Origin of the sequence: Arthrobacter sp. S39 (assembly GCF_004320525.1) — a bacterium.
In the GTDB taxonomy this organism is placed as follows: domain Bacteria; phylum Actinomycetota; class Actinomycetes; order Actinomycetales; family Micrococcaceae; genus Arthrobacter.
Map to the genome: position 1 here is coordinate 459,273 of NZ_SIHX01000002.1, position 21,795 is coordinate 481,067.

General features: G+C 67.2%; 21 protein-coding genes. 9 read left to right on the forward strand and 12 right to left on the reverse strand.

Translation table 11 applies throughout. The annotated features are described in order from the left end of the window. Nucleotides 1-19: 19 nt before the first annotated feature. From EYS21_RS05975 to EYS21_RS05985, 3 genes are all read right to left on the reverse strand, one after another. On the reverse strand, nt 20-223 hold the full coding sequence (locus EYS21_RS05975; RefSeq protein WP_131132269.1) for a hypothetical protein: 204 nt from the start codon (nt 221-223) through the stop codon (nt 20-22). Nucleotides 224-315: 92 nt separating this feature from the next. Continuing rightward, nucleotides 316-534, reverse strand: coding sequence for a hypothetical protein (locus EYS21_RS05980; protein ID WP_131132270.1), 219 nt, complete (start codon nt 532-534; stop codon nt 316-318). A 151-nt stretch (nt 535-685) separates the two neighbouring features. Further along, entirely contained in the window at nt 686-2,122 is a 1,437-nt protein-coding gene (locus tag EYS21_RS05985) for an amidase (protein ID WP_131132271.1), read from the reverse strand. A 172-nt stretch (nt 2,123-2,294) separates the two neighbouring features. On the opposite strand from EYS21_RS05985, the gene EYS21_RS05990 reads away from it, so the two are divergent. The 3 genes from EYS21_RS05990 (at nt 2,295) to EYS21_RS06000 (ending at nt 3,972) form a co-directional block, all read left to right on the forward strand. Continuing rightward, the gene (locus EYS21_RS05990; RefSeq protein WP_131132272.1) at nt 2,295-2,621 is read left to right on the forward strand and encodes a rhodanese-like domain-containing protein; all 327 of its coding nucleotides are present in this window, start codon (nt 2,295-2,297) and stop codon (nt 2,619-2,621) included. 84 nt (nt 2,622-2,705) lie between these two features. After that, nucleotides 2,706-3,686: a prephenate dehydratase gene (gene pheA, locus EYS21_RS05995; protein WP_131132273.1), complete on the forward strand. Its 981-nt coding sequence runs from the start codon at nt 2,706-2,708 to the stop codon at nt 3,684-3,686. 85 nt (nt 3,687-3,771) lie between these two features. Next, nucleotides 3,772-3,972 carry a hypothetical protein gene (locus tag EYS21_RS06000; RefSeq protein ID WP_131132274.1) on the forward strand — a complete coding sequence of 67 codons (201 nt, stop codon included), beginning with the start codon at nt 3,772-3,774 and terminating at the stop codon, nt 3,970-3,972. Between the two features lie 31 nt (nt 3,973-4,003). Here the strand turns inward: EYS21_RS06000 and EYS21_RS06005 are convergent, their stop codons facing one another. Beyond that, nucleotides 4,004-5,065, reverse strand: coding sequence for a diacylglycerol kinase family protein (locus tag EYS21_RS06005; RefSeq protein ID WP_131132275.1), 1,062 nt, complete (start codon nt 5,063-5,065; stop codon nt 4,004-4,006). Nucleotides 5,066-5,154: 89 nt separating this feature from the next. On the opposite strand from EYS21_RS06005, the gene serS reads away from it, so the two are divergent. Continuing rightward, nucleotides 5,155-6,435, forward strand: coding sequence for a serine--tRNA ligase (gene serS, locus EYS21_RS06010; protein WP_131132276.1), 1,281 nt, complete (start codon nt 5,155-5,157; stop codon nt 6,433-6,435). A gap of 63 nt (nt 6,436-6,498) precedes the next feature. On the opposite strand, the gene EYS21_RS06015 is transcribed toward serS, so the two are convergent. Further along, a complete protein-coding gene (locus EYS21_RS06015; protein ID WP_131132277.1) occupies nt 6,499-7,503 on the reverse strand; it encodes a hypothetical protein in 1,005 nt (334 codons plus the stop codon). Nucleotides 7,504-7,755: 252 nt separating this feature from the next. On the opposite strand from EYS21_RS06015, the gene EYS21_RS06020 reads away from it, so the two are divergent. Next, a complete protein-coding gene (locus EYS21_RS06020) occupies nt 7,756-8,613 on the forward strand; it encodes an HAD family hydrolase (protein ID WP_131132278.1) in 858 nt (285 codons plus the stop codon). Nucleotides 8,614-8,648: 35 nt separating this feature from the next. Here the strand turns inward: EYS21_RS06020 and EYS21_RS06025 are convergent, their stop codons facing one another. Genes EYS21_RS06025 through EYS21_RS06050 form a run of 6 tightly spaced genes read right to left on the reverse strand, consistent with a single transcriptional unit; the run spans nt 8,649 to nt 15,359 of the window. Further along, nucleotides 8,649-10,406 carry a beta-galactosidase family protein gene (locus EYS21_RS06025; protein WP_131132279.1) on the reverse strand — a complete coding sequence of 586 codons (1,758 nt, stop codon included), beginning with the start codon at nt 10,404-10,406 and terminating at the stop codon, nt 8,649-8,651. Nucleotides 10,407-10,458: 52 nt separating this feature from the next. Then, entirely contained in the window at nt 10,459-11,157 is a 699-nt protein-coding gene (locus EYS21_RS06030; RefSeq protein WP_242633306.1) for a hypothetical protein, read from the reverse strand. Further along, on the reverse strand, nt 11,154-12,086 hold the full coding sequence (locus EYS21_RS06035; protein WP_131132280.1) for a carbohydrate ABC transporter permease: 933 nt from the start codon (nt 12,084-12,086) through the stop codon (nt 11,154-11,156). The genes EYS21_RS06030 and EYS21_RS06035 overlap by 4 nt, the downstream gene beginning before the upstream one ends. Beyond that, nucleotides 12,086-13,009 (reverse strand): sugar ABC transporter permease, encoded by a 924-nt coding sequence (locus EYS21_RS06040; RefSeq protein ID WP_131132281.1) that lies wholly within the window; start codon nt 13,007-13,009, stop codon nt 12,086-12,088. Before EYS21_RS06040 ends, EYS21_RS06035 begins: the two co-directional genes overlap by 1 nt. Further along, nucleotides 13,006-14,289, reverse strand: a complete 1,284-nt coding sequence (locus EYS21_RS06045) for a sugar ABC transporter substrate-binding protein (protein ID WP_131132282.1) — start codon at nt 14,287-14,289, stop codon at nt 13,006-13,008. Before EYS21_RS06045 ends, EYS21_RS06040 begins: the two co-directional genes overlap by 4 nt. A gap of 56 nt (nt 14,290-14,345) precedes the next feature. Further along, the gene (locus EYS21_RS06050) at nt 14,346-15,359 is read right to left on the reverse strand and encodes a hydroxyacid dehydrogenase (protein WP_131132283.1); all 1,014 of its coding nucleotides are present in this window, start codon (nt 15,357-15,359) and stop codon (nt 14,346-14,348) included. Between the two features lie 163 nt (nt 15,360-15,522). On the opposite strand from EYS21_RS06050, the gene EYS21_RS06055 reads away from it, so the two are divergent. The 4 genes from EYS21_RS06055 to EYS21_RS06070 all read left to right on the forward strand — a co-directional run bounded on the left by EYS21_RS06055 (nt 15,523) and on the right by EYS21_RS06070 (nt 21,459). Beyond that, nucleotides 15,523-17,592: a heparinase II/III family protein gene (locus EYS21_RS06055; RefSeq protein WP_131132284.1), complete on the forward strand. Its 2,070-nt coding sequence runs from the start codon at nt 15,523-15,525 to the stop codon at nt 17,590-17,592. Further along, nucleotides 17,589-18,740 carry a substrate-binding domain-containing protein gene (locus tag EYS21_RS06060; RefSeq protein WP_131132285.1) on the forward strand — a complete coding sequence of 384 codons (1,152 nt, stop codon included), beginning with the start codon at nt 17,589-17,591 and terminating at the stop codon, nt 18,738-18,740. The genes EYS21_RS06055 and EYS21_RS06060 overlap by 4 nt, the downstream gene beginning before the upstream one ends. Next, nucleotides 18,737-19,441, forward strand: a complete 705-nt coding sequence (locus EYS21_RS06065; RefSeq protein ID WP_131132286.1) for a ThuA domain-containing protein — start codon at nt 18,737-18,739, stop codon at nt 19,439-19,441. Before EYS21_RS06060 ends, EYS21_RS06065 begins: the two co-directional genes overlap by 4 nt. A 71-nt stretch (nt 19,442-19,512) precedes the next feature. Further along, nucleotides 19,513-21,459 (forward strand): DUF2264 domain-containing protein, encoded by a 1,947-nt coding sequence (locus EYS21_RS06070; protein WP_131132287.1) that lies wholly within the window; start codon nt 19,513-19,515, stop codon nt 21,457-21,459. Here the strand turns inward: EYS21_RS06070 and EYS21_RS06075 are convergent. Continuing rightward, nucleotides 21,456-21,794, reverse strand: a complete 339-nt coding sequence (locus EYS21_RS06075; protein WP_131132288.1) for a transcription initiation protein — start codon at nt 21,792-21,794, stop codon at nt 21,456-21,458. The genes EYS21_RS06070 and EYS21_RS06075 overlap by 4 nt on opposite strands. Nucleotide 21,795 lies beyond the last annotated feature (1 nt).

A 21,795-nucleotide genomic window follows, 5' to 3' on the forward strand; every position in this document is an offset into this window, starting at 1 on the left:
GAGGTTCCTGCCCTTTGGGTCAGACTCTCTCGTGGGCGCGGTCAGCAACCGGGTCTTCAGCTGCGGGTGTCTTCCGGCGAAGCGGGAAGGCCCAGAACTTGAAGTCCTGCGCCGTGTAGTGCGGCTCGGGACGGTCCGGCGGTGTTTCGTGGCGCGCTTCGGGTTTCCGGTCGGCTTCTTTCTTGTAGCCCCACCCGAAATCCTTGCTTGATGAATAGCACATCACAGGCCTCCTCAAAGTGACTGCCCTTTAATCGTCCTCCGGTTGCGGCTTCCCGTCGACACTTATTCCGGCATTCCAGTCCGCGCGAGGCGCTAGCCGCGGAGGATGTCCTCCGCCTCCTGCGGGTTGTGGAACTCGCACGGCCCGTAGTGCCGGAGCGGCAGCAGGCACGTCCGGCCGGTGGCAAGGTGGACGTTGGCGCAGCGCCCTGCCCGGGCAAGGTCTTCACGCACATGGATGTTGCTCAGGTCCGACCTGACCGTGCCTGGTTCCCGGTTGTGTGGGTGACCGTGCTCAGCGTTCCTGTCCATTGCAGCTCCCCCTCGAGTGCCTGCCGTCAGCGATCGCGGCTGATGTGTGTGGCTGTCCGTTAATTGTGCTCCTCTCCGGTTACCAATGGGTTACGAGGGCGCCACGTTTCGAGTCATTAAGCACGGGCCTGCGAACGAAATGTCCCGCGGGTCAGAACCCCAGTTGCGCCGCCACCTGGAGAAGCAGCCGTTCGGAGCCCGCGGGACCCACCAGCTGGATGCCCATCGGAAGGCCCTGTCCAGGGCCGCCTCCCGTCCAGTGCACGGGTATGGTGATGGCCGGCAATCCGCAGACGTTGACCATGGAGGACCACGGCGCGTATTCGCACTGTTTCCGGTAGTCGCCGTCGGCGTCCCCGGCCCACTCGGCGGCGGGCCAGCGGTCATCCCCGTGGGCCGCGCCGGTAAACCAGCCCACTGGACGTGGTGTCTGCGCCAGCGTGGGCATCAGCATCAGGTCCCACTGCCCGTACTGGGTAATGGTGTCGCGCTGGAACTGGCGGAGGAACGCCAGGGCTTCGTTGAGCTTGGCGGCGCTGCGCTGCTGGGCCCGCCGCCGGAAGGTCCGGGTGAGCGGTGCCAGCAGCGCCTCGCGGTGGGGGGTGATCCTGGCGCTGCCGACGGCGGCAGTCCAGGCGGTGGTGAACGCGTCCGGGTAGCGGTTGTCATAGCGGACGGCAGCTTCCGAGCTGCGGTGTCCGGCATGCTCCAGGAGCTTGGTTCCGGTGCGCAGGGCGTCGAGGGCCTCAGGCCCGATGGTGAACGGGAAGGTGGTGGACCAGGGGCTGTCCAGCGTCACCCCGATGCGCAGCGGGCCGGGTTCGTGCCCGACTGCCTCGCTGTAGGTTTCGTCCGGACCGGCCGCCAGCGCGTCCATCATCAGGGCCGCGTCCGCCGCGCTGCGCGCCAGCGGGCCTGCCGCCACCAACCGTGCGGGGTCGCCGGAGCTCTCGCCGGAAGCCACCACCCCGCGGCCCGGCTTCAGGCCCACCAGTCCGCAGGCCGCGGCCGGGATGCGGACGGACCCGCCGCCGTCGGTCCCGGGTGCGAACGGAAGCATGCCTGCAGCCACTGCGGCAGCGCTGCCTCCCGAGGAACCGCCGGAACTCCGGCTGGGGGCGTGCGGATTGCGTGACGGCGGGGCGATGCGGTTTTCGCTGTATGCCGTCAGGCCGAACTCCGGCACCTGGGTCTTGCCCAGGGACACGACGCCGGCGCCCTTCAGTTCAGTGACCAGGGCACCGTCCGTCAGCGCGGGTTTGTGATCCAGGGCGGCGCTGCCGTGCGTAGTCACGACACCGGCGACGTCTGTCAGGTCCTTGAACCCGACCGGCATCCCGTGCAGCAGCGGCAGGGTTTCACTGACGTCGCCGGAGGACGCCGCACGACGAAGCCGCGCGAACTTTGCGTCCGCGGCGGCGGCGTCTGCCATGGCCTGCCCGCCGGTGACGGTGACGAATGCGCCCAGGAGGCGGTTGCCCGATTCGATCCGGGCCAGGTAGTGCGCCGTGGCCTCCCGCGCCGAGAGTTCGCCGGAGCGCAGGAAGTCCCGCAGCTGGACGGCGGACAGCTCGTGGATCTCAGTCAAGGAAACGTGGCTCCAGGCGCCCCTCGGAAGCGGCCGGGATGGTGGACTGCTGAGCGGGCAAGGATCCTCCTACGGGTCAGCAACAGCGTAACTTGTCCCGGCTTTCGGGAGCGGGGCGATCCGCTGGCACTAGGCTGGAAGGAGACCCGTGACTCTCCGAAAGAGGACTTCCATGAGCGATTTCGATTCCGTGCCAGTCAACGACGTCCCGGCGGACGCCGTGATTCTGGACGTCCGCGAAGACTACGAATGGGTAGCCGGGCACGCTGAGGACGCCGTCCACATCCCCCTGGACCAGCTCCCGGCCCGGCTCGGTGAACTCGACCCTGACGAGGACCTGTACGTCATCTGCCGGACAGGCGGGCGCTCGTTCCGGGCGGCCCAGTGGCTGACCGGCCAGGGCTACACGGCCATCAACGTGGCCGGCGGCATGGACCAGTGGCTTGAATCGGGCAGGCCGCTCGTTTCGGACAACGGCCTGAAGCCATTGGTGCTCTAGCCCGTTGACCCTTGCTCCTGCCCGCCTGTGATCTAGCCTGGGGGGATCCTGGCTCGCCCGTTCATAACCATTAAGGAATATTCGATGTCCGCGTCGCCCGTTACCTATACCTTCCTGGGGCCGGAAGGCACCTTCACCGAGGCGGCGCTGATGCAGGTCCCGGGGGCTGGCGAGGCAACCCGCATCCCGGCATCGAACGTGAACGCTGCCCTGGACAAGGTGCGTGACGGTTCCGCGGACGCGGCCATGGTCCCGATCGAAAACTCGGTGGAGGGCGGGGTGACCGCCACGCTGGATGCGATCGCCAGCGGCCAGGAACTGCGCATAATCCGGGAAGTGCTGGTGCCCATCAGCTTTGTGCTGGTGGCCCGGCCCGGTGTAACCGTTTCGCAGATCCGCCGGATTTCCACGCACGGCCACGCCTGGGCGCAGTGCCGGCTGTGGGTCGACGCCAATATTCCCGGTGCTGAATATGTTCCGGGCTCCTCCACCGCCGCCTCTGCCATGGGCCTGCTGGAAGACGCCGCGCAGTACGATGCCGCAATCTGCGCCCCCATCGTGGCCCAGGAACAGCCCGGGCTCTCCGTACTCGCCGAGAACATTGGCGACAACCCGGGCGCCGTGACCCGGTTTGTCCTGGTCAGCCGGCCGGGGCGTCTGCCGGAGCGGACCGGAGCGGACAAGACCACAGTGGTGGTACCGCTCCCGGAGGACCGCCCTGGTGCGCTGATGGAGATCCTTGACCAGTTCGCCACCCGCGGCGTGAACCTCAGCCGGATCGAATCCCGGCCCACCGGGCAGTACCTGGGGCACTACTTCTTCAGCATCGACGCCGACGGCCACATCGGCGATGCACGCGTGGCCGATGCCCTGGCCGGGCTCCACCGGATCAGCCCTGCAACCCGCTTCCTGGGTTCATATGAACGGGCTGACGCGCAGAGCGCTGACGTTGCCCCGCACACTTCCGACGAGGCATTCCAGGCGGCACACGTGTGGGTGGGGACCATCCTCAGCGGGGAACCGGTTAGCTCCGAAACCGCTTCCGGGGCTTCGCCCACAGCGTAGGTCCAGGTACTACCGCGCGCATAACACTGTGCGTATGCTTACTTGATCCACATTGGGGGACGGCCCCTATCGAAGGGAGCGGGTCATGAGCAGCAGTACTGACAATGACGGCCAGGGAATGATTGTTAATCCCAAGCCGACTGCCGACAACCAGGACTGGGACGGCGACGATGCAGACCGCGCTGACCGCCTGCGCTTCGAAGAGGAGCAGGCCATGATCCGTGAACAGTCCGAGGCGCGGGCTGCCAAAGCAGCCGCCGAGGCCGCCAAAAAGGCCACCGCCTAGGGCGTTCCGTAATCCACCCGGCCGCGGGCGATCAGGCCTGCGGCTGGCCCTTGACCCGGATCAGGAGGGACCCCGGCTCCACGCGCACGGTAAGCTTCGTGGCTTCACCCGACGTGTCGCCGTCGAGCTGGGTGGGCATCGGCTCAGGGCACTTGATGACGATCTTCCCGGACCTGTACATGGTCATGATCGGCAGGTTTCCCCGGTGCCTGAGCAGGACCTTGCCGTACATGATGATCCAGCCAAGGGCGCTCCGGGGGCTCATCACCACCACATCCAGCATGCCGTCGTCGATCATGGCCTGCGGAATGAAATCGATGCCTCCGGGCACCAGCCCGCAATTGGCAAACAGGACGCTGCGGATGTTCCGGGCCTGTTCCGGGCCGTCGTCCAGGGTGATGGACACTTTCCGGCGCCGGCCGGGCAGGTGCCGCATGCCGGCTTCCGTGTAGGCGAGCCACCCGACGGCCTTTTTGAGGCCGTCGTTCGTGTCGGCCAGGATCTCGGCGTCCAGGCCGATGCCCGCGATCACCAGGAACGCGTGCTCGGAGGAGTGCCCGGTGCGGGAGTTCTCGATGCCCATCCGCGCCGTATCGATGTAGCGCTGCTGCCCGAACAGTGCAGTCTGGACGTTCGAGTGGAGGTCGTTGACGTCCAGGTCCAGGTTGCGGGCCAGCAGGTTTCCTGTGCCCAGCGGGATGATGCCCATGGCAACACCGGTGTGGGCGAGGGACTCGGCCACCACCCGCACGGTACCGTCGCCGCCGCCTACCAGGACGACGTCGGCCTTGTAGTCCAGCGCCGCCCGGGCCTGCGTATATCCCGGGTCCTCCATCGTCGTCTCGAGGAAGAGGGGATCGTCCCAGCCCGCGGCAAGGCAGGCCCGCTGGATGGCTGCTTTGGCCTCCGGGGCGCGTGCCTTAACAGGGTTGAGGATCACTGCAACTCGCTGATGGCCGAGGTCGGCCTCGTGCGCATCTTCGGCCACCGCGCTGCGGATGTGCAGTGCCTTGAGCTTGCGCACGCCCCACCAACTGGAGACGGCGAAGGCCAGTGCCGCGGCACTCAGGAGGTAAAGCAGCCAGTCGCTCATGGTGCTTCAACAGTATCCCGGCGGGAAGGTCCGCGTTCCCGCCCTCCTGCCGTCCGCGCTGCCGCGCCCGGATTCGATACTCTTGTCTGGTGATCGACGTAAAAGACCTCAGCGAAAACCCGGACAAGTTCCGTGCCAGCCAGCGCGCCCGCGGCGCCGACGAATCAGTGGTGGACGCGATCATCGCCGCAGACTCCGCCCGGCGTGCCGCCCTGATCCGGTACGAAAACCTCCGGGCGGAGCAGAACGTCTTCGGCAAGAAGGTGGCCCAGGCCAAGGGTGACGAGAAGAAGGCGCTGCTCGCAGAGGTCAAGGAGCTCGCCAACACGGTCAAGGCTGCCTCGGCCGAGGCCGACGCTGCCCAGGCGAAGCAGGACGAACTGCTGCGCTCCATCCCGAACCTCATCGAGGACGGCGTGCCCGAAGGCGGCGAAGACGACTACATTGTGGTCAAGACCGTCGGAACGCCCCGCGAATTCCCCGACTTCGAGCCCCGGGACCACCTGGAAATCGGCGAGCTGATCGGCGCGATCGACATGGAGCGCGGCGCCAAAGTGTCCGGCTCCCGATTCTACTTCCTGCGCGGCGTCGGCGCGCGGCTGGAGATGGCGCTGCTGCAGATGGCCATGGACCAGGCCATCGAAGCCGGGTTCGTCCCCATGATTACGCCCACCCTGGTGCGCCCCGAAACCATGCAGGGCACCGGCTTTGACGTCAAGCACGACGCCGAGATCTACCGTCTCGCCGAGGACGACCTCTACCTCGTGGGAACGTCCGAGGTTGCGCTGGCCGGCTACCACGCCGACGAGATCCTCGACCTCGCCGGCGGGCCCATCCGTTTCGCCGGCCAGAGCTCCTGCTACCGGCGCGAAGCCGGCTCGCACGGCAAGGACACCCGCGGCATCATCCGGGTACACCAGTTCAACAAGGTGGAGATGTTCATCTACACCACGGTTGAAGAGGCGGCCGCCGAGCACGAGCGCCTGCTCGCCTGGGAAGAGCAAATGCTGGCCAAGTGCGAGCTGCCGTACCGCGTGATCGATACCGCCGCAGGTGACCTCGGCATGTCCGCGGCACGCAAGTTCGACTGCGAAGCCTGGGTCCCCACGCAGGGCGCCTACCGTGAGCTGACGTCCACCTCGAACTGCACCACCTTCCAGGCCCGCCGGCTCAACATCCGCGAGCGGGTCTTCAACGAGGAGGGCGCCCCGAAGGGAACCCGCGCCGTGGCCACCCTGAACGGCACGCTGGCCACCACCCGCTGGATCGTGGCACTGCTGGAGCACCACCAGAACGCCGACGGCTCGGTCAACGTCCCGGCCGCGCTGCAGAAGTACATCGGTGGCCTGACGGTTCTCCCGGTCCTCTAGGTTCCGCCGGTTCCTCGGGAAATCCCCGCTGCGTGGTCAATTCCCCCGTTTATGCGACGGGGATTAGTCCACCCGGCGGGGATTTTCCCTCCTGAGCCCGGCGCCTTCGAGCTTCCGCCGCAGAATCCCCGGGTCCGTCACGGCTTTCCAGTCCCAGCGGACCACCGTGTAGCCGAGCGCCCGGAGCCGGTCCTCGCGTTTTTTCTCCGCCAGGATGGCTTCGCGTGTGCTGCGGTCGCCCAGGAGTTCGTCGTCGAGATACTTGGCGTCGCCGTCGAACTCCCCGATGACGCCGTATTCGGGCCAGAAGAAGTCGGTCCGCGCAATGAATCCTTCGCTGTCATTAAAAGATCGCTGCAGGACCGGAGCGGGAAACCCCAGAATGTGGATGAGTGCCCTGCTCCGGGACTCCCCAACGGATTCCGCCGCCTGGTCAGCCAATGCCAGGACTTCCAGGACCCGACGGCGTTTGGCGGCCGATGCGAGGCTGGCCGACGCCTGCTGCAGGTCGAGCCGGGTCAGGCCTGCGCCTTCCTTGCGGCGGCTTCCAAGGACGGTGTCAGCCACAGCCACAGCCTCCGGGAGTTCCAGCCTGACAACGGAATCCATCACCGTCTGAACGAGCGACGTCACAGCGTAGCCGCCGGCCTGGACGATATCGGCTTCCCAGTGATGCCGGAAGGTTCCATAGCCCCGGACCGTTTCCAGGCCGGTGAGGCCTGTCTTCGGATTCTTGGCTGCTTGGGTTGTTGAGGCGATCCTGCCCGCTTTGTGCGGTGACCGCGTGACCATGTGGATGTGGTCAGGGACCCCCGGGGTGGGCAATCGCCAGACACGCAGGGCGGTCAGATAGCAGAAGCCTGCGGCCGGATCGCTGGCGGCGACCGCCGCCACTGTGGCCGCGTAGCGTTCCCATGCTTTGAGGGCGAGCCATGCGGGCTTGCTGTAATAGACGCCAGCCCGGACGCGCACCAGGTCGCCTTTGGTGTAGGCGCGGCTCAGGCCACGGCTGCTTCCGGTAAGGGCGCGCATTTGGCCGGCGAGGAGCAGGGGAGGAACGGAATCCATGGGTCCATGCTGTGCTGCTGATCCCGGCGTCACCAGACGGGGCTGCTCAGATGTGGATAAGTCCAGGCAAATCCCCTGCGGGTGGACTTATCCCCCTGAAAGGAGGCGGGGAATTGACCATACGGCGGGGAATCGGCGGCCGAAGGTTAACACTCACACCGGGGATAACCCTGTGAGTATTAACGTGTTGTTCACAAGGTGCTGTGGCGTGCGTCCTAGCAGTGGTCCGCGGGCGTCTGCTCTACTGGATGAATGACAACACTGACTGAAAACACAGTCGCTGGCAACGATGACCAGCGAAACACCAACCCGGCCAGCACCAAGTTCATGGTGGCCCTGGACGTCGACGGCACGCTCGTTGACCACGACGGCCACATGTCTCCCGCAGTCCGTGACGCCGCCCGCGCGGTGGTTTCCGACGGCCACGACGTCCTGATCGCCACCGGTCGTTCGCTCAACGCCACCCTGCCCGTGATCGAGCAGATCGGCCTGGACCGGGGCTACGCCGTGTGCTGCAACGGCGGTGTGACCCTCCGCCTGGACCCGGCCCTCGCCGACGGCTACGAGGTAATCCACAAGGCCACGTTCGACCCCGCCCCCGCCCTGCGCGCACTGCGGGAAAAGCTGCCCACCGCGAAGTATGCGCTGGAGGACGAGGAAGGGAATTTCCTGTCCACGGAGCGCTTCCAGGACGCCAGCTTCGGCGTGGAGGCCATCGGCGTCGACTTCCAGACCCTGCTGGAGTCCACAGCCGTCCGCCTGGTGGTGTTCAGCACCGAGAACACGCCCGAGGAATTCTCCACAACCATCCGCGAGATCGGCCTGGCCGGTGTCACCTACTCGGTCGGCTGGACCGCCTGGCTGGACATTGCCGCCGCCGGAGTCACCAAGGCCAGCGCCCTCGAGAAGCTCCGCGGCAGGCTCGGCACGCCGCAGCACCTCACCGTCGCGGTGGGGGACGGCCGGAACGACATCGAAATGCTCGGCTGGGCGGGACGCGGCGTGGCCATGGGCCAGGCCCCGGAGGAAGTCATCGCCGCCGCGGATGAGGTCACTCATTCGGTGTACGACGACGGCGCCGCGCACGTGCTGCGCAGCCTCCTGCCGTAGGGGTTCTTCAGCCCGTCTGACGCAGGCGGGTATGGCTACTTCTCGTCCGGACCGAGGTCGGGGCCGGACACAAAGCGGACGTCGCGGGTAGTGCTGCCCTGGAGTTCCAGGACAGCCAGGTCGTTGCTGCCCTTCCGGACCAGCGGCCCCGGCACGTACAGCGTGCGCTGCGGTCCGCGGCTCCAGTAGCGGCCCAGGTTGAAGCCGTTCACGTAGGCGTTGCCCTTCGTCCAGCCGTCCAGCCGCAGGTACCTGTCGCCCGGTCCATCCGCTTCGAAGGAAGCAAAGGACAGGGACGGGCCGGCCACGCCTCCGGTTCCGCCCCGGTCCTTGGCCAGCCCCGCAAGCAGGGTGGCGTCCAGATTCTCCAGGTCCAGGGGCCGGATCTGCCAGCCGGTGAGCTCTTCGCCGTCGAGGGTGGCCGGTCCGATGAGTCCTTTCGATTCGCCGATCCGCGGCCCGTAGTTCACCCGGCCCTGGTCCTCCACGAGGATCTGAAGGAGCCCGCCCCGGGGGACCAGTATGGAGCGTTCGGCCAGTTCACGGCTGAGCGTGCCCAGCGGAAACCCGTCGAGGAAGAACTGCGCCCGGTCACGCACCTCGGCGAACGCCAGGACGCCGCCACCGTCGAGGGCGCGCTCGTACAGGCTGAAGCCGCGGTACTGTCCGGTGGCCTCGCTGGCCGGGACAGGACCGGCAACCCGCTGCGGGGAACCGAGGGCATCCGCCGCGCTGAGCAGCGGGACACTGGAGCCCACGGTGACCACAGACTCCGCTCGGACCGGCCGGGCGGCCGGGACCTCTGACGGAACAGGGAAATGTTTGGCGATAACGTCCCGGAACGCGAAGTACTTGGCCGTCGGATGCCCGTCCTCGGAAAGCGGCGCGTCGTAGTCGTAGGACGTGATGGTGGGTTCGTAGATGCCTTTGTCGTTGGCGCCGTTGGTGAAGCCGAAGTTCGTGCCGCCGTGGAACATGTAGATGTTCACCGATGCACCAGCGGACAGCAGGGCATCGAGTTCGGCGGCGGAAGCGGCGGCATCGGTGGTGTGGTGGTGGGTGCCCCAGTTGTCGAACCAGCCGTTCCAGAACTCGGCGCACATCAGCGGGCCGGTGGGCTGCCGCTCGCGCAGGAACTCAAGACGCTCCTGGGAACGTGAACCAAACGTCCCGGTCTTGTGCAGTTCGGGCAGGGAACCGTCCTCGATCATGGTGCCGAAAGGCTGGTCGCAGGTGAACAGCGGGATGTCCACGCCGTGGCGTTTCACCAGGTCCACAAGGTGCTGCAGGTACGCCTTGTCCTTGCCGTAGGCGCCGTATTCATTTTCGATCTGCAGCAGGATGACCGGTCCGCCGCGCGTGACCTGCCGCTTCACCACGATGGGCAGCAGGGCATCGAAGTAGGTGCCGACGGCGGCGAGGTAGCCGGGTTCACTGCTGCGGACACCCACGGTGGGGTCGCTGAAGAGCCATGCCGGCAGCCCGCCGTTGTCCCATTCGGCGCAGATGTACGGTCCGGGCCGGACGATGGCGCGCATGCCCGCGGCGTCCACCAGGTCCAGGAACCGGCCCAGGCCCAGCCGTCCCTCGGCGAGGAACGTCCCCGGCTCGGGGGAGTGCTCGTTCCACGGTACGTATGTCTCGATGGTGTTCAGCCCCATCAGCCGGGCCTTTCGGATCCGGTCCTCCCACAGGTCCGGATGGACCCGGAAGTAGTGGATGGCGCCGGAGAGGATCCGGAAGGGCTCGTCGTTCAGCAGGTAGTCGTGATCGCCGATGGCAAAGGTATCCATTGGGTTCCTTGGGAATTCGCAGGGTGGACCGGGGGTGGCCAGGGCAGTGCTGTCAGTCCTGGCGCAGGACGGCGTGGAACGCGAACGCGGCGTTGCTCCAGACAACAAACAGGAGCGGAGCAGGCGCCAGGGCCACGCCCAGTACCGGCTGGAGCAGCGCGGCCGAGGCGATGATGCCGAGCAGCACCAGCATGGCCAGGCTCAGGTACCAGCGCTGGACACACAGGTAGAGGGAAGCCTTGGCCAGGCTCTTGAGCCTGGCGCCCGGGAGAAGGACGACGCCGGCAATCACCAGCACAGCCACGGTCACCGTGGCAGCCGCGGCCACCACGATGACCGGGACCAGCACCGCTGCCGCCGGCATCGACCGGACGGCGACGAGGTCGACGCCGAGGAACAGCAGCAGCGCAACCGCTGCCAGCCCCAGCGGCGCGGCACGCCGGAAGTTGCGCGCATAACCCCGGAGGAAGGAGGCAAACGGCTTGACCGCGCCGCCGTCGTCGTTCAGTGCCTGGAAGGCCGTGAACAGGCCGGCGAGCGACGGCGGCACCGTCACAGAAAGCGCCAGGAAGAAAGGCCACGAGGCCACGGGATCGGCCACGAGGGCGAGGCAAAACACCAGCGGGGCGTTGGCCAGGGCCAGCATCACATTCCCGGCGAGGAACGTGTAGACGAACCCGAAGATGCTCCCGAAGGTTTCGAACCCCGGCCCGGCCCAGCGGCGCGGCTTCTGCCCAGCCAACGAAGTCATCCCTTCATGCCGCTCGTCGCGATGCCCTGGATGAAATAGCGCTGGCCGACCAGGAAGATGATCAGGATCGGGATCACCGAGATGACGGACCCGGTCATGATCATGGCGTATTCGGCATCGAACTGCCCCACGAAGGAACGAAGGCCCAGCTGGACGGTCCAGAGGCGGTTGGACGTGAGGTAGATGAACGGGCCCATGTAGTCGTTCCACGTGTTGACGAAGGTCAGCAGCGCCAGGCTGGCGAGGGCGGGCTTGGACAGGGGCAGGATCACCCGCGCCCAGATGCCGTATTCGCTGAGGCCGTCGATGCGGGCGGCCTCGCACAGCTCATCGGGGATGGTCATGTAGTACTGGCGCATCAGGAAGACCCCGAACGCGCCGAACGCCTGGAGCAGGATGAGGGCGTTGAAGCTGTTGGTGAGCCCCAGCTGCTGCATCATGATGTACTGCGGCACCATGTACGCCTGCCACGGGACGGCAATGGTTCCGATGTAGGCCAGGAACAGCACGTCCCTGCCCGGGAAGCGGACCTTCGAGAAGCCGTAGGCGGCGAGGGACCCGGTGAGGACCTGCAGACAGGTGATGATCACCGCGAGGTAGAGGGAGTTCTGCAGGTAGCCCATCATCGGGATGCGGGTCCATATCTCCGTGTAGTTGCTCCACACGAACTCCGAGGGGATCCACTGGATGGGGACGGTGAGGACCTGGTTGTTCTCCTTCAGGGAGGAGGAGAGCATCCAGATGAACGGCACCAGCAGCGCCAGGACCAGCACGGCCAGGACTGCGTAGATGACGACGTCGGTGGTCCGCTTATTCTGTTCGCGCGTGGACCGCTTGCGCTGGGAACGACGGCGGTCCTCCGGAGTGGGCGCCAGGCCCCTGCCGATGAAGGGTGCCTCGGCCTTGAGGTCTTCGGCCATGTTGGTCATCAGCGTTCCCTCCGCTGTTGGAGCTTGAATTGCAGGACGGTGACCGTCAGGACGATGACGAACAGCACCAGCGAGATGGCTGACGAATAGCCGAACTTCCCTTCGCCGATGCCTTCCTGGTAGATGAGCTGGGACAGCACGGTGGTGGCGCGTCCCGGCCCGCCGTTGGTCATGACCACGATCAGGTCAAAGACCTTGAAACTGGACACGGTCAGCATGACCACCACAAAGAACGTGGTGGGCCGCAGCGATGGCAGGGTGACGTTCCAGAACCGCTGCCACGGGCTGGCGCCGTCCACCTCGGCTGCTTCGTAGAGTTCGGTGGGGATGGCCTGGAGCCCGGCTAAGTACAGGATCATGTAGTAGCCCATGTCCCGCCACACGCTGGTGATGATCACGGCGGGCATGGCCCAGTCGGAGCTGGACGTCCAGCCCGGTGCCTCGGCGATGCCAACGGCGTGCAGGAGCTGGTTGATGGGGCCGGTGTCCGGGCTGAAGAGCATGTTCCAGACGACGGCGACGGCCACCAGGGAGGTGATGTAGGGGAAGAAGATGGCCACCCGGAAGAAGCCGATGCCCTTGAGCTTGCGGTTCAGGAGCAGGGCCAGGACCAGGGCGAGGGCCATGGTCAGCGGGACATGTCCCAGGGCGTAGACCACCGTGTTGCGCAGGGCCACCCAGAAGGTGTCACTCTGCATCATCCGCTGGAAGTTTGCCAGACCCACCCAGCGCGGGGCGCTGAACGAGGTCCACTCCATAAAGGACAGGGCGAAGGCGGCGAGGACGGGGATCAGGGTGAAGGCCAGGAAGCCCAGGAAGTTCGGAAGGATGAAAGTCCAGCCGATCAGCGTGTTGCGCCGTGCCTGCTTCCGGTTGCCCCGGCTGTGGACAGCCGGGGCCCTCTTGAGTGTCTCTGTAGTCACTGGCCCAGGACTTCGCTCTTGACCCGCTTGCCCATTTCAGCGATGCCGTCCGCCACGGAGCGCTCACCGACCATGATGAGGTCGTGCTCCTGGTTGAGGATCTTGTCGGTCGCCGCGGACTTGTCGCTCACGGGCATTTCGAGGGCTGTCCTGTCAGGGGTGAAGGCCTTCTTGGACAGTTCATCCGTGGGAAGGCCATCGAGCTTGAAGTAGGCGTCGGTCACTGTGCCATTCTTCAGTGCAGGAACGACTCCGATCTTGGAGATGGCCTTGGCGCCCTCTTCGCCGGCGGCCCACTCGATGAACTTCTTGGCTTCATCCGAGTGGGAGGCGTTCTTGTTCACGGCGAAAGCTGTGGGGGAGCCGAACGTGGTGACATCGCCGCCGGACTTCTTCTGCGGCATCGGGGCCAGGCCCCAGTTGACGTTGGTCTTGCCGTCCTTCTTGGCCTGGGTGAGGCCGGAGATGTACCAGGTGCCCATCGGCATCATGGCAGCCTGGCCGGTCTCGAACATGGTGCGGTAGCTCGTCTTCTGGCTCTTGGCCGTACCGAACTCCAGGGTGGCCCCGCTCTTCTGCAGGTCCAGGGCGGTGTTGTACTGGTCCTCGAAGAAGCCGTAATCGCCGCTGATCTGGTCGCCGTCGTTTTGGGCTGCGGAAATGGCCTGGATGACGGAGCGCCAGATGTGGTGGTAAGTGCCGTAGACGGTCTTGCCGTCGGAGCCCTTGGTGGTGAGCTTCTGGGCGAGGGCCGCGTATTCGTCCCAGGTGAGGTCGGCGGGATCTTCAACACCGGCGGCCTTGAAGAGGTCCTTGTTGTAGTAGAGGAGCCAGAAGTCCTGCCGGTAGGGGGCGGCGAAGTACTTGCCGTCGACGTCGAACGCGTCCAGGCCGGCGAGGTTGTCCTTGTCCAGCGTGTCCACCACGCTGTTGATCTCCTGGAGCTGGCCGTTGCTGGCGTACCGGGAGTAGTCGATGACGTTCTTCATGGTCAGGACGTCGGTGGTGTCGCCGCCGGCCAGCATGGTGGTGACCTTCTGCGGGTAGTCATCGGCGAGGATGTCCACCGGTTCGATGTCCACGTTGGGGTTGGCGGCTTCGTAGCCGTCGAACAGCGCCTTGAACTCCGGTGTTCCTTCGTAGTTCCACACGGATACAGTCAGGCGGGTTTTGCCGTTCTGGGCCTGCGGCTCCGCCGGTCCGGCGGCTCCTGCGCAACCGGTCATGCCAAGCCCGGCCGTTACGGCCAGGGCTATCGCGGCGAGGGTTGTGCGCTTCATTGCGTTCTCCTTAGGTGAGTTTTAAGTCTGCCGCATTTGCGGCGTTTTAGTGTGGGTCAGGCGCTGAGTGAAAGGTCTTCGTGGACCACCTGGGCGAGGAGTTCCTGACCAGTCAGGAACCGTTCAAGGTCATCCAGTGCGGCGTCGGACATCCGCCGGGTTTCCGTTCCCAGGGAACCGGCGATGTGCGGGGTAATGACCACGTTGGGGAGGTCATAGAGCACCGAGTCCCGCGGCAGCGGCTCGGGTTCCGTGACATCGAGGAGGGCGTGGATCCGGCCGGTGGCGCACTCAACTTCGAGTGCCCTGGTGTCCACCAGCGATCCGCGGGCCGTATTGATGAGGGTTGAGTGGTCCTTCATGGCCCGGAGCTCAGGAGCCCCGATCATGTGGCGGGTTTCGGGCAGCGCGGGTGCGTGGACCGTCACGATGTCCGAGGCCGGAAGGAGTTCCGCCAGCGGAACGAGCCGTCCGCCGGCTGCCTCGACGGCGAGCGGGTCAGCGTGCGGATCGCTGACCAGGACGGTGACGTCCTGCAGCTGCTGGACGAGCTGGACAACCCGGCGTCCGATCCGGGAGAACCCGATCACACCGATGACCCGTCCGATGTTGCCGAGTTCGCCACGCTGCGTGGAGTAGCTCCAGTCGTCCCGGTGCGTGCGGGCATCGTTAGCCAGGACGTGGGCCTTTTTGCCCGCAAGGACGATGGAGGCGAAGGTGAACTCGGCAACGGGGATGGCGTTTGCGTCCGCGCCGTTGGTGACCAGGATGCCGCGTTCCCACAGCTTGTCGCTCGCGAAGCTGCGGACGGTGCCGGCGCAGTGGAAGACTGCCCGCAGCTTGGGCATCCGCTCAAGACGCTCGGAAGTGAGCAGCGGAACTCCCCAGCTGGTGAGCAGGATTTCCACGTCTGCCAGGCGGCCGGCGAGGTCCGGGGAATCCAGAGAATCCGTCCACGGCTGTCCACCCAGGTCAACGAGTCCGGCGAGCCGCTGCAGGCGTGTGGAATCGAATTGATCTGCAAAGGTTCCGCTATTCATGACCAGCAGCGCCTTGGGTTTGGGTGACATCAGGGAATCCTCCTTTCAGGTTTCTTGGTGTTGCCCTTGGGGGCGATTTCATGTCTTGCATCACATCTAACAATCAGTAGATACTCATAAACAAGACAGATCAATCACCTCGTTCAGCATCGATCTCAAATGATCCGACTCGAACATCCGAGAAGAGTCTTTAATGAATGCACCACCTGCCGGCGGCACGCCGGCCACGGCCCTGGGGGCCCGCCCTCTCGCCTCCGCGTGGGGAACGAACGCGTCTCCTTCCGGCCTCGCAGACCTGCTGGCGGGTGGGCTGTCCGGACTCCGCATCCGCAAGCTGGGCGATGCCGCCTGGCTCGGCGTCAGCGAGGCTGCCTCCGCCGGCCTGGCCGCCCAAGCGTGGACCGAACGAGGGACAGCCTGGCCTCAGCCCCTGGTTTCGCACTACGCCCGCTACTTCCGGGACGGCAACCGCACCGCCTACGAAGGACTGGTGGGGGCGCGCCAGCAGCGCCTGACGCGTGCCGTTGCGATGGCCCTGCTCGCCGGACGCGACGGCGGAATGGTTGCCGGGAGCGGCGCCGGAGCGGGCCACGCCAGCACCGACGCCGGCAGCGTCCTCCTGGGCGGCAACGACGCCACTGGGGGCGGAGCCGCCGCTGATTGGCTGGACGAGGTGGTCGACGGCGTCTACCTGCTCTGCGAACAGAGCTCCTGGAGCTGGGCCGCGCACGACGACGTCTTCAGCCGCAGCGGCGAGGTGGTGCCGGACAAGTCCCGGCCGTACCTGGACCTTGGCGCCGGTGAAGTCGCCGCGCAGCTCGCGTGGACGGACTACGTGCTCGGCGACTCCCTGGATGCCCGGGCGCCCGGCCTGCGCCGCCGGATCCGGCAGGAAACCCAGGAACGCGTCATCAATCCCTTCCTCGACCGGATGGACTGGCACTGGCTTGGGCTGGACGGTGACGTCCACAACTGGAACCCGTGGATCCATACGAACCTGATTGCTGCAGCGCTGTTCCTGGTGGACGATCCCCAGCTCCAGGCAGCCGCCGTTGCCCGCTGCATCGAGGGCCTGGACCGTTTCCTGGCCTCCATCCCCGCGGACGGGGCCATCGACGAGGGCTTCGCCTACTGGTGGAACGGGGCCGGCAGGGCGCTGGAGGGCCTCGCGCTGCTGGAGGAAGCCACAGACGGGGCGCTCGACGTCGATCTCCCCGTGGTCCGCCAGCTCGTTGCCTTTCCGCACCGGATGCATCTGGGCGGAACCTGGTTCCTCAACGTTGCCGACGGTCCGGCCCGGGCGGCCAGCGCGCTGCCGTGGGACATGCTGCACCGGTGGGCGCTGCGCCTGGATGACCGTGACGCCGCGGGACACGCAGCGTCTTTCGTCTCCGGCCAGCCGGAGGCGACGGCGGGACTGGGCCGGGTGCTGCACGCGCTCCTGCGCGGGTCGGAACAAGGCGCCGATGAGCCCGCTGGAGGCCCGCCCCTGGTGCCGTTCGCCTACCTCCCGTCGGTGCAGATCATGGTGGCCCGCGAAACCGCCGGCACAGACCAGGGCCTGCTGCTCGCCGCGAAGGGCGGGCACAACGGGGAGCACCACAACCACCGCGACGTCGGCTCCGTGTTGGTTGCCGTCGACGGCGTTCCGCTGCTGGTCGACGCCGGCCAGCCCACCTATACGGCCAAGACCTTCAGCCCGGAACGCTACGAAATCCGCGCCATGCAAAGCGCCTGGCACAGCGTTCCCGCACCGTTCGGCCTGGAGCAGGGCACCGGGAAGGACTTCGCGGCGGACGTCCTGCAGGCGCCCATCCCTGACAACCCAACACTCGCGCTGGCCCTCGGAGGAGCGTACGGACTGCGCCCGGAGCAGTGGATCCGGACATCCTCGCTGGACCGGGAGGCCCGGCAGGTGGTCGTCGCCGACCGCTGGGATCTTCCGGAGGTGCCGGACAATGGAACGCCCGACGTCGACATCACCTACCTCGCGGCCGGCACCGTCCGCCTCGGTGAAGACTGCTCCGCCACCATCCTGCCGGACGGCATCCCGGCGGCTGACATACCGTTCGCCGGGAACGGCAGGGGAGTCCGCCTGCGCTGGGAGCCGGGCGCCGCCGTCGTCCTGGTGGATGAATGGCTGCTGGATGACCCCCTGCTGTCCGACGTGTGGGGCGCACGGCTGACCCGACTGCGCTTCCGACTGCCCGAAGAACACCGCCCAGCCGGCACATTCACCCTGACAGTGGAGGCAACACCATGAGCCCTGACCAACCATCCGAGAACGCCGGAAAATCCCTGTTCTCGCTCCAGCGCCGCGAGCGGCTGATGGAGGAACTGCGTGCCCACGGGGCCATCACGGTCCGCGGCATTGCGGTGAAGCTGGGCGTCAGCGAACTGACCATCCGGCGGGACGTCAACCTGTTGGCCGATGAGGGCCTGGTGTCGCGGGTCCACGGGGGAGCCACGCTGCCCAGCCCGCTGGACAGGTCGGCGACGGCGGCCCGGACGCCGCAGCACAGCTACTCGATCGGCATGGTTGTGCCGTCCCTGGACTATTACTGGCCACAGGTCATCAGCGGCGCCAGGGCCGAGGCCGAGGTGCAGAACCTGCGGATCCTGGTCCGAGGCTCGGCCTATGACGCCGCCGACAACCGGCGGCAGGTCCAGGCGCTGCTCGACACCCAGAACATCGACGGCCTGATCGTCGCCCCGGACCTGACCGGCGAACACGGGCAGGAGCTGCTCCGCTGGCTCAACGCGCTGCCCATTCCGGTGGTGCTGGCAGAACGGCGCTCGCCCGTGGAAAACCCGGCGCACCGCCTCGAATGGGTTGCCACGGACCACGCGTTCGGCGCCGGCATGGCGGTGCGGCACCTGTGGCAGGAGGGCCACCGGCAGATCGGCTGCCTCGCCGATTCTGCCAGCCCCACCACGCCCCACGTGGTGCGCGGGTGGCGGCAGGCCCTGACGGCCCTGAAGATCCCGGTGGAGGGCTCTGTCCACGAGGATTCGGCCAAGCTGCCGAACGGAGACCGGGCCGCACACTTCGACCACGTCCTGGAACTGTGCAAGAAGACCGGGACGACGGCCCTGCTGGTCCACTCGGACACCCAGGCGGTGGCTCTTGTACAGCATTGCGTGGACAAGGGACTCCAGGTGCCGGGGGACATGGCGATCGTGGGCTACGACGACGAAGTGGCCTATCTTGCCGAGCCCGCCATCTCGGCCGTCCGCCCGCCCAAGCAGTACGTGGGGAAGGTGGCCGTCCAGCTCATGGCTGCGCGCCTCGCGGAGGGACGGCTGCGGCCAGTGCACCGGATCGAACTGAACCCGGAGCTGATCCTGCGCGAGTCATCCATCGGCGCGCCGCGGGTCCCGGCGCCGGGCGTGCTCCAGGAATCCCTGTGACGGCGGGCAGGCCGGCGGCTCCGCGGGCTCTGCTCCTGAGCGGAGTCGGCCGGTACGCTGACCCCTGGCATCCGTTCGCGGAGACGTCCGCAGCTTTGGCGGGCCTGCTCCGGGAGGCCGGCTTCGCCGTCGATATGGCGGAGGACGTCGACTCCGCCCTGTCCGGCCTGGCCGCGCCGGGTGGACCTGCCGACGCCGGGCTGCCGGACCTCCTCGTGGTGAACGTGGGACTTCCGCGCGATGACCGTCCGTCGCCCGGGACCCCGGAAGCCTCGGCCGGGCTGCGGCGATGGCTGGCGGACGGGCGTCCGCTGCTGGTGAGCCATGTCAGCTCCACCAGCTTCGCCGACGCCCCCGAATGGGAAACCGGACTGGGTGGCAGGTGGATCCGTGGGACCTCGATGCATCCCGAGTACGGGCCGGCGGCGATCCACGTCCTTCAGGAATCCGGCGCCCTGGTGGAGGGCATCGAGGACTTCGAGCTGCCGGATGAGCGCTACAGCTACCTCCGGACAGCGCCCGGCATCAAGGTCCATGCCACCCACACCCACGAGGGCAGCGAGCATCCGGTCATGTGGTCCCTGGACCGCCGGCCGGGACGTACCTTCTACGACGCCCTGGGCCATGACGCCGCCTCCTTCCAGTCACCCGAGCACCGTGAACTCCTGCTGCGTGCCATCGCCTGGCTCGCCGCCGTCTAGCCTCCCTGACCGCCAGCCCTCCCTGACCGCCAGCCATCCAAGATCGCCAGCCTTCCGACCCTGAGGACCCCATGCCATCCACAGCAACCCCGCCTGCCCTGACCCTGCCCGCCGCGGACCGCGGGCTTTCGCCGCATACCGGCCTGACCCGCGCGCACTGGTGCGCCTACGCCGACCATCTGCTCCGCTCGGCCCAGCGCTACGGCACCGATGACCACGCCAACATCCACCTGCCCGGCGCCAACAGCGCCTACGGCCCGCGCAGTGACTCGCTTGAAGCCTTCGCCCGGACCTTCCTGCTGGCCTCTTTCCGGATCGCCGGCGACCCGCAGGCAACGGGCTGGATCGCAGACTGGTATGCGAAGGGCCTGGACGCCGGGACCAACCCCGCGAACCCGGACCGCTGGCCCACGCCCGGCGAATTGGGCCAGGCGAAGGTGGAGGCGGCGTCGTTGGCCGTGGGGCTGGCGCTGACCCGGGACGTGCTGTGGGACAAGCTCCCGCAGCGGGTCCAGGAGCAGCTGGTTGCGTGGTTTGAAACGGTGATCGGTGAGGAGTACCCGCCCATCAACTGGGTCTGGTTCCAGATTGTGGTGGAGACCTTCCTGGCCAGCGTCGGCGGGCGCTCCTCGGACGAGGACATCGACGCCGGCCTGGCCATCCACGATTCGCTCTACCGCGGCCACGGCTGGTTCGCCGATGGCCCCGAGCGCGCCTACGACCACTACGTGGGCTGGGCCTTCCAGGTCTACCCGCAACTGTGGGCGCTGATGGCGCCTGATGATCCGCGGGTCCAGGCCCGGAAAGAGCTCGACGGCGAACGGCTCGCCGACTTCCTGGACGACGCCGCGTACCTCGTGGGCGGCAACGGCGCCCCGCTGATCCAGGGCCGCAGCCTCATCTACCGCTTCGCAGCGGCGGCGCCGTTCTGGGTGGGCGAGCTCTCCGGCCACACCCGACTGTCCCCCGGGATGGGCCGGCGCGCGGCCTCCGGCATGCTGGACTATTTCGTCCGCCACGGATCCATCACCGACGACGGCCTGCTCTCGATCGGCTGGCACGGCGAGTTCGCCGGAATGAAGCAGTCCTACTCCGGTGCAGGCTCGCCGTACTGGGCCGCCAAGGGCTTCCTGGGACTTGCACTGCCGGCGGACCACCGGGTGTGGACCGCCGTCGAGGAACCCCTGCCCGTGGAAGCCGGCGACACGCAGCGCCTGATCGCCGCGCCCGGCTGGCAGGTGGACGGAACAGCGTCCGACGGCGTGGTCCGGATCCGGAACCACGGCACCGACCACGCCAACGCCGGAGCCGCGGTGGCCGATTCCCCGCTCTACGCCCGGCTCGGATACTCCACCCACACCTTCCCGGACCTGGAGCCGGAATCCCTGGACAACGCCGTGGTGCTGGTCGACGCCGGGGGATGCCTCACGCACCGCACCGGCTTTGAGTTCCTGGGCCAGAAGGACATCGGCGGGGTCCTGGCCGGCGCCTCCCGTGCCACCGTCAACTGGATCGAGGTTGATCCCGACGGCGGCCCGGACCACGGCAGCGGCGCCAGGGGCACGGCGACGCCCGGGCCGGATGTCACCGTGGTCTCGCTGACGCGCGGTGCCGTGGAGCTGAGGCTGGTCCGGGTTCGCGGCACGTCCCCCGGGGCGCCCGCGCGGCTGCGGATCGGCGGCTGGCCCGTGGATGCGGAGTCCCCGATGGCCAGCGAAATCCGTTCGCTGGCCGGTTGGGGCTCGCCCCTGGACGACGCCGGAACCTGGCGGCGGGAGGCCCCGCACCCGATGGGGGAGCTGCTCACGGTTCCCTGGATTGGCACGTCCGGTGCGGCGGACGACGGCGACTATGCCGCCGTCGTCGTCCTCGCCGGAGCGGGAAACGCGGAGGCCGCCGGCACCGTCCGGTATGTCCCGGCCGACGGCGGTCCTGGCGACGGCGGCGGACGGTTCGAGTTCGCGGACGGCACCGCAGTTGACGCCGCCGCCGTCTGGGCCGGACTTACTGGCACCTAGCTCGCGGGGTCGTAGCCGAACTCGCGGAGCTCCTGCGGGCAACGGCAGGCAACCGCGATCTTCCTCGCCCATTCGACCGCGTCGTCCCGCGTCGGCAGTTCCAGCACGGTGAACCCGCCCTTGAGTTCGGAGCCCGGATAGATCTCGTTGCCCACCGACCCGTCGGCGGAGACCAGCACGGGAGCGACGTCCTCCGCGATCCCGCCGCCGAATACGTAGACGCCCGCGGCCTTCGCCTCCTCGATCACAGCATGGGATTCGGCGACGACGACCGGGAAGTCATCGGCGGTGACCACCATGGCTTCGCTCGGGAAGGAGATGAGGTATTTGGTCATG

Coding starts and splice junctions, on each gene's coding strand:
- EYS21_RS05975 (WP_131132269.1), bottom strand. CDS start 223: ATGTGCTATTCATCAAGCAAGGATTTCGGGTGGGGCTACAAGAAAGAA.
- EYS21_RS05980 (WP_131132270.1), bottom strand. CDS start 534: ATGGACAGGAACGCTGAGCACGGTCACCCACACAACCGGGAACCAGGC.
- EYS21_RS05990 (WP_131132272.1), top strand. CDS start 2,295: ATGAGCGATTTCGATTCCGTGCCAGTCAACGACGTCCCGGCGGACGCC.
- pheA (WP_131132273.1), top strand. CDS start 2,706: ATGTCCGCGTCGCCCGTTACCTATACCTTCCTGGGGCCGGAAGGCACC.
- EYS21_RS06000 (WP_131132274.1), top strand. CDS start 3,772: ATGAGCAGCAGTACTGACAATGACGGCCAGGGAATGATTGTTAATCCC.
- EYS21_RS06005 (WP_131132275.1), bottom strand. CDS start 5,065: ATGAGCGACTGGCTGCTTTACCTCCTGAGTGCCGCGGCACTGGCCTTC.
- EYS21_RS06015 (WP_131132277.1), bottom strand. CDS start 7,503: ATGGATTCCGTTCCTCCCCTGCTCCTCGCCGGCCAAATGCGCGCCCTT.
- EYS21_RS06020 (WP_131132278.1), top strand. CDS start 7,756: ATGACAACACTGACTGAAAACACAGTCGCTGGCAACGATGACCAGCGA.
- EYS21_RS06025 (WP_131132279.1), bottom strand. CDS start 10,406: ATGGATACCTTTGCCATCGGCGATCACGACTACCTGCTGAACGACGAG.
- EYS21_RS06030 (WP_242633306.1), bottom strand. CDS start 11,157: ATGACTTCGTTGGCTGGGCAGAAGCCGCGCCGCTGGGCCGGGCCGGGG.
- EYS21_RS06035 (WP_131132280.1), bottom strand. CDS start 12,086: ATGACCAACATGGCCGAAGACCTCAAGGCCGAGGCACCCTTCATCGGC.
- EYS21_RS06045 (WP_131132282.1), bottom strand. CDS start 14,289: ATGAAGCGCACAACCCTCGCCGCGATAGCCCTGGCCGTAACGGCCGGG.
- EYS21_RS06050 (WP_131132283.1), bottom strand. CDS start 15,359: ATGTCACCCAAACCCAAGGCGCTGCTGGTCATGAATAGCGGAACCTTT.
- EYS21_RS06055 (WP_131132284.1), top strand. CDS start 15,523: ATGAATGCACCACCTGCCGGCGGCACGCCGGCCACGGCCCTGGGGGCC.
- EYS21_RS06060 (WP_131132285.1), top strand. CDS start 17,589: ATGAGCCCTGACCAACCATCCGAGAACGCCGGAAAATCCCTGTTCTCG.
- EYS21_RS06070 (WP_131132287.1), top strand. CDS start 19,513: ATGCCATCCACAGCAACCCCGCCTGCCCTGACCCTGCCCGCCGCGGAC.
- EYS21_RS06075 (WP_131132288.1), bottom strand. CDS start 21,794: ATGACCAAATACCTCATCTCCTTCCCGAGCGAAGCCATGGTGGTCACC.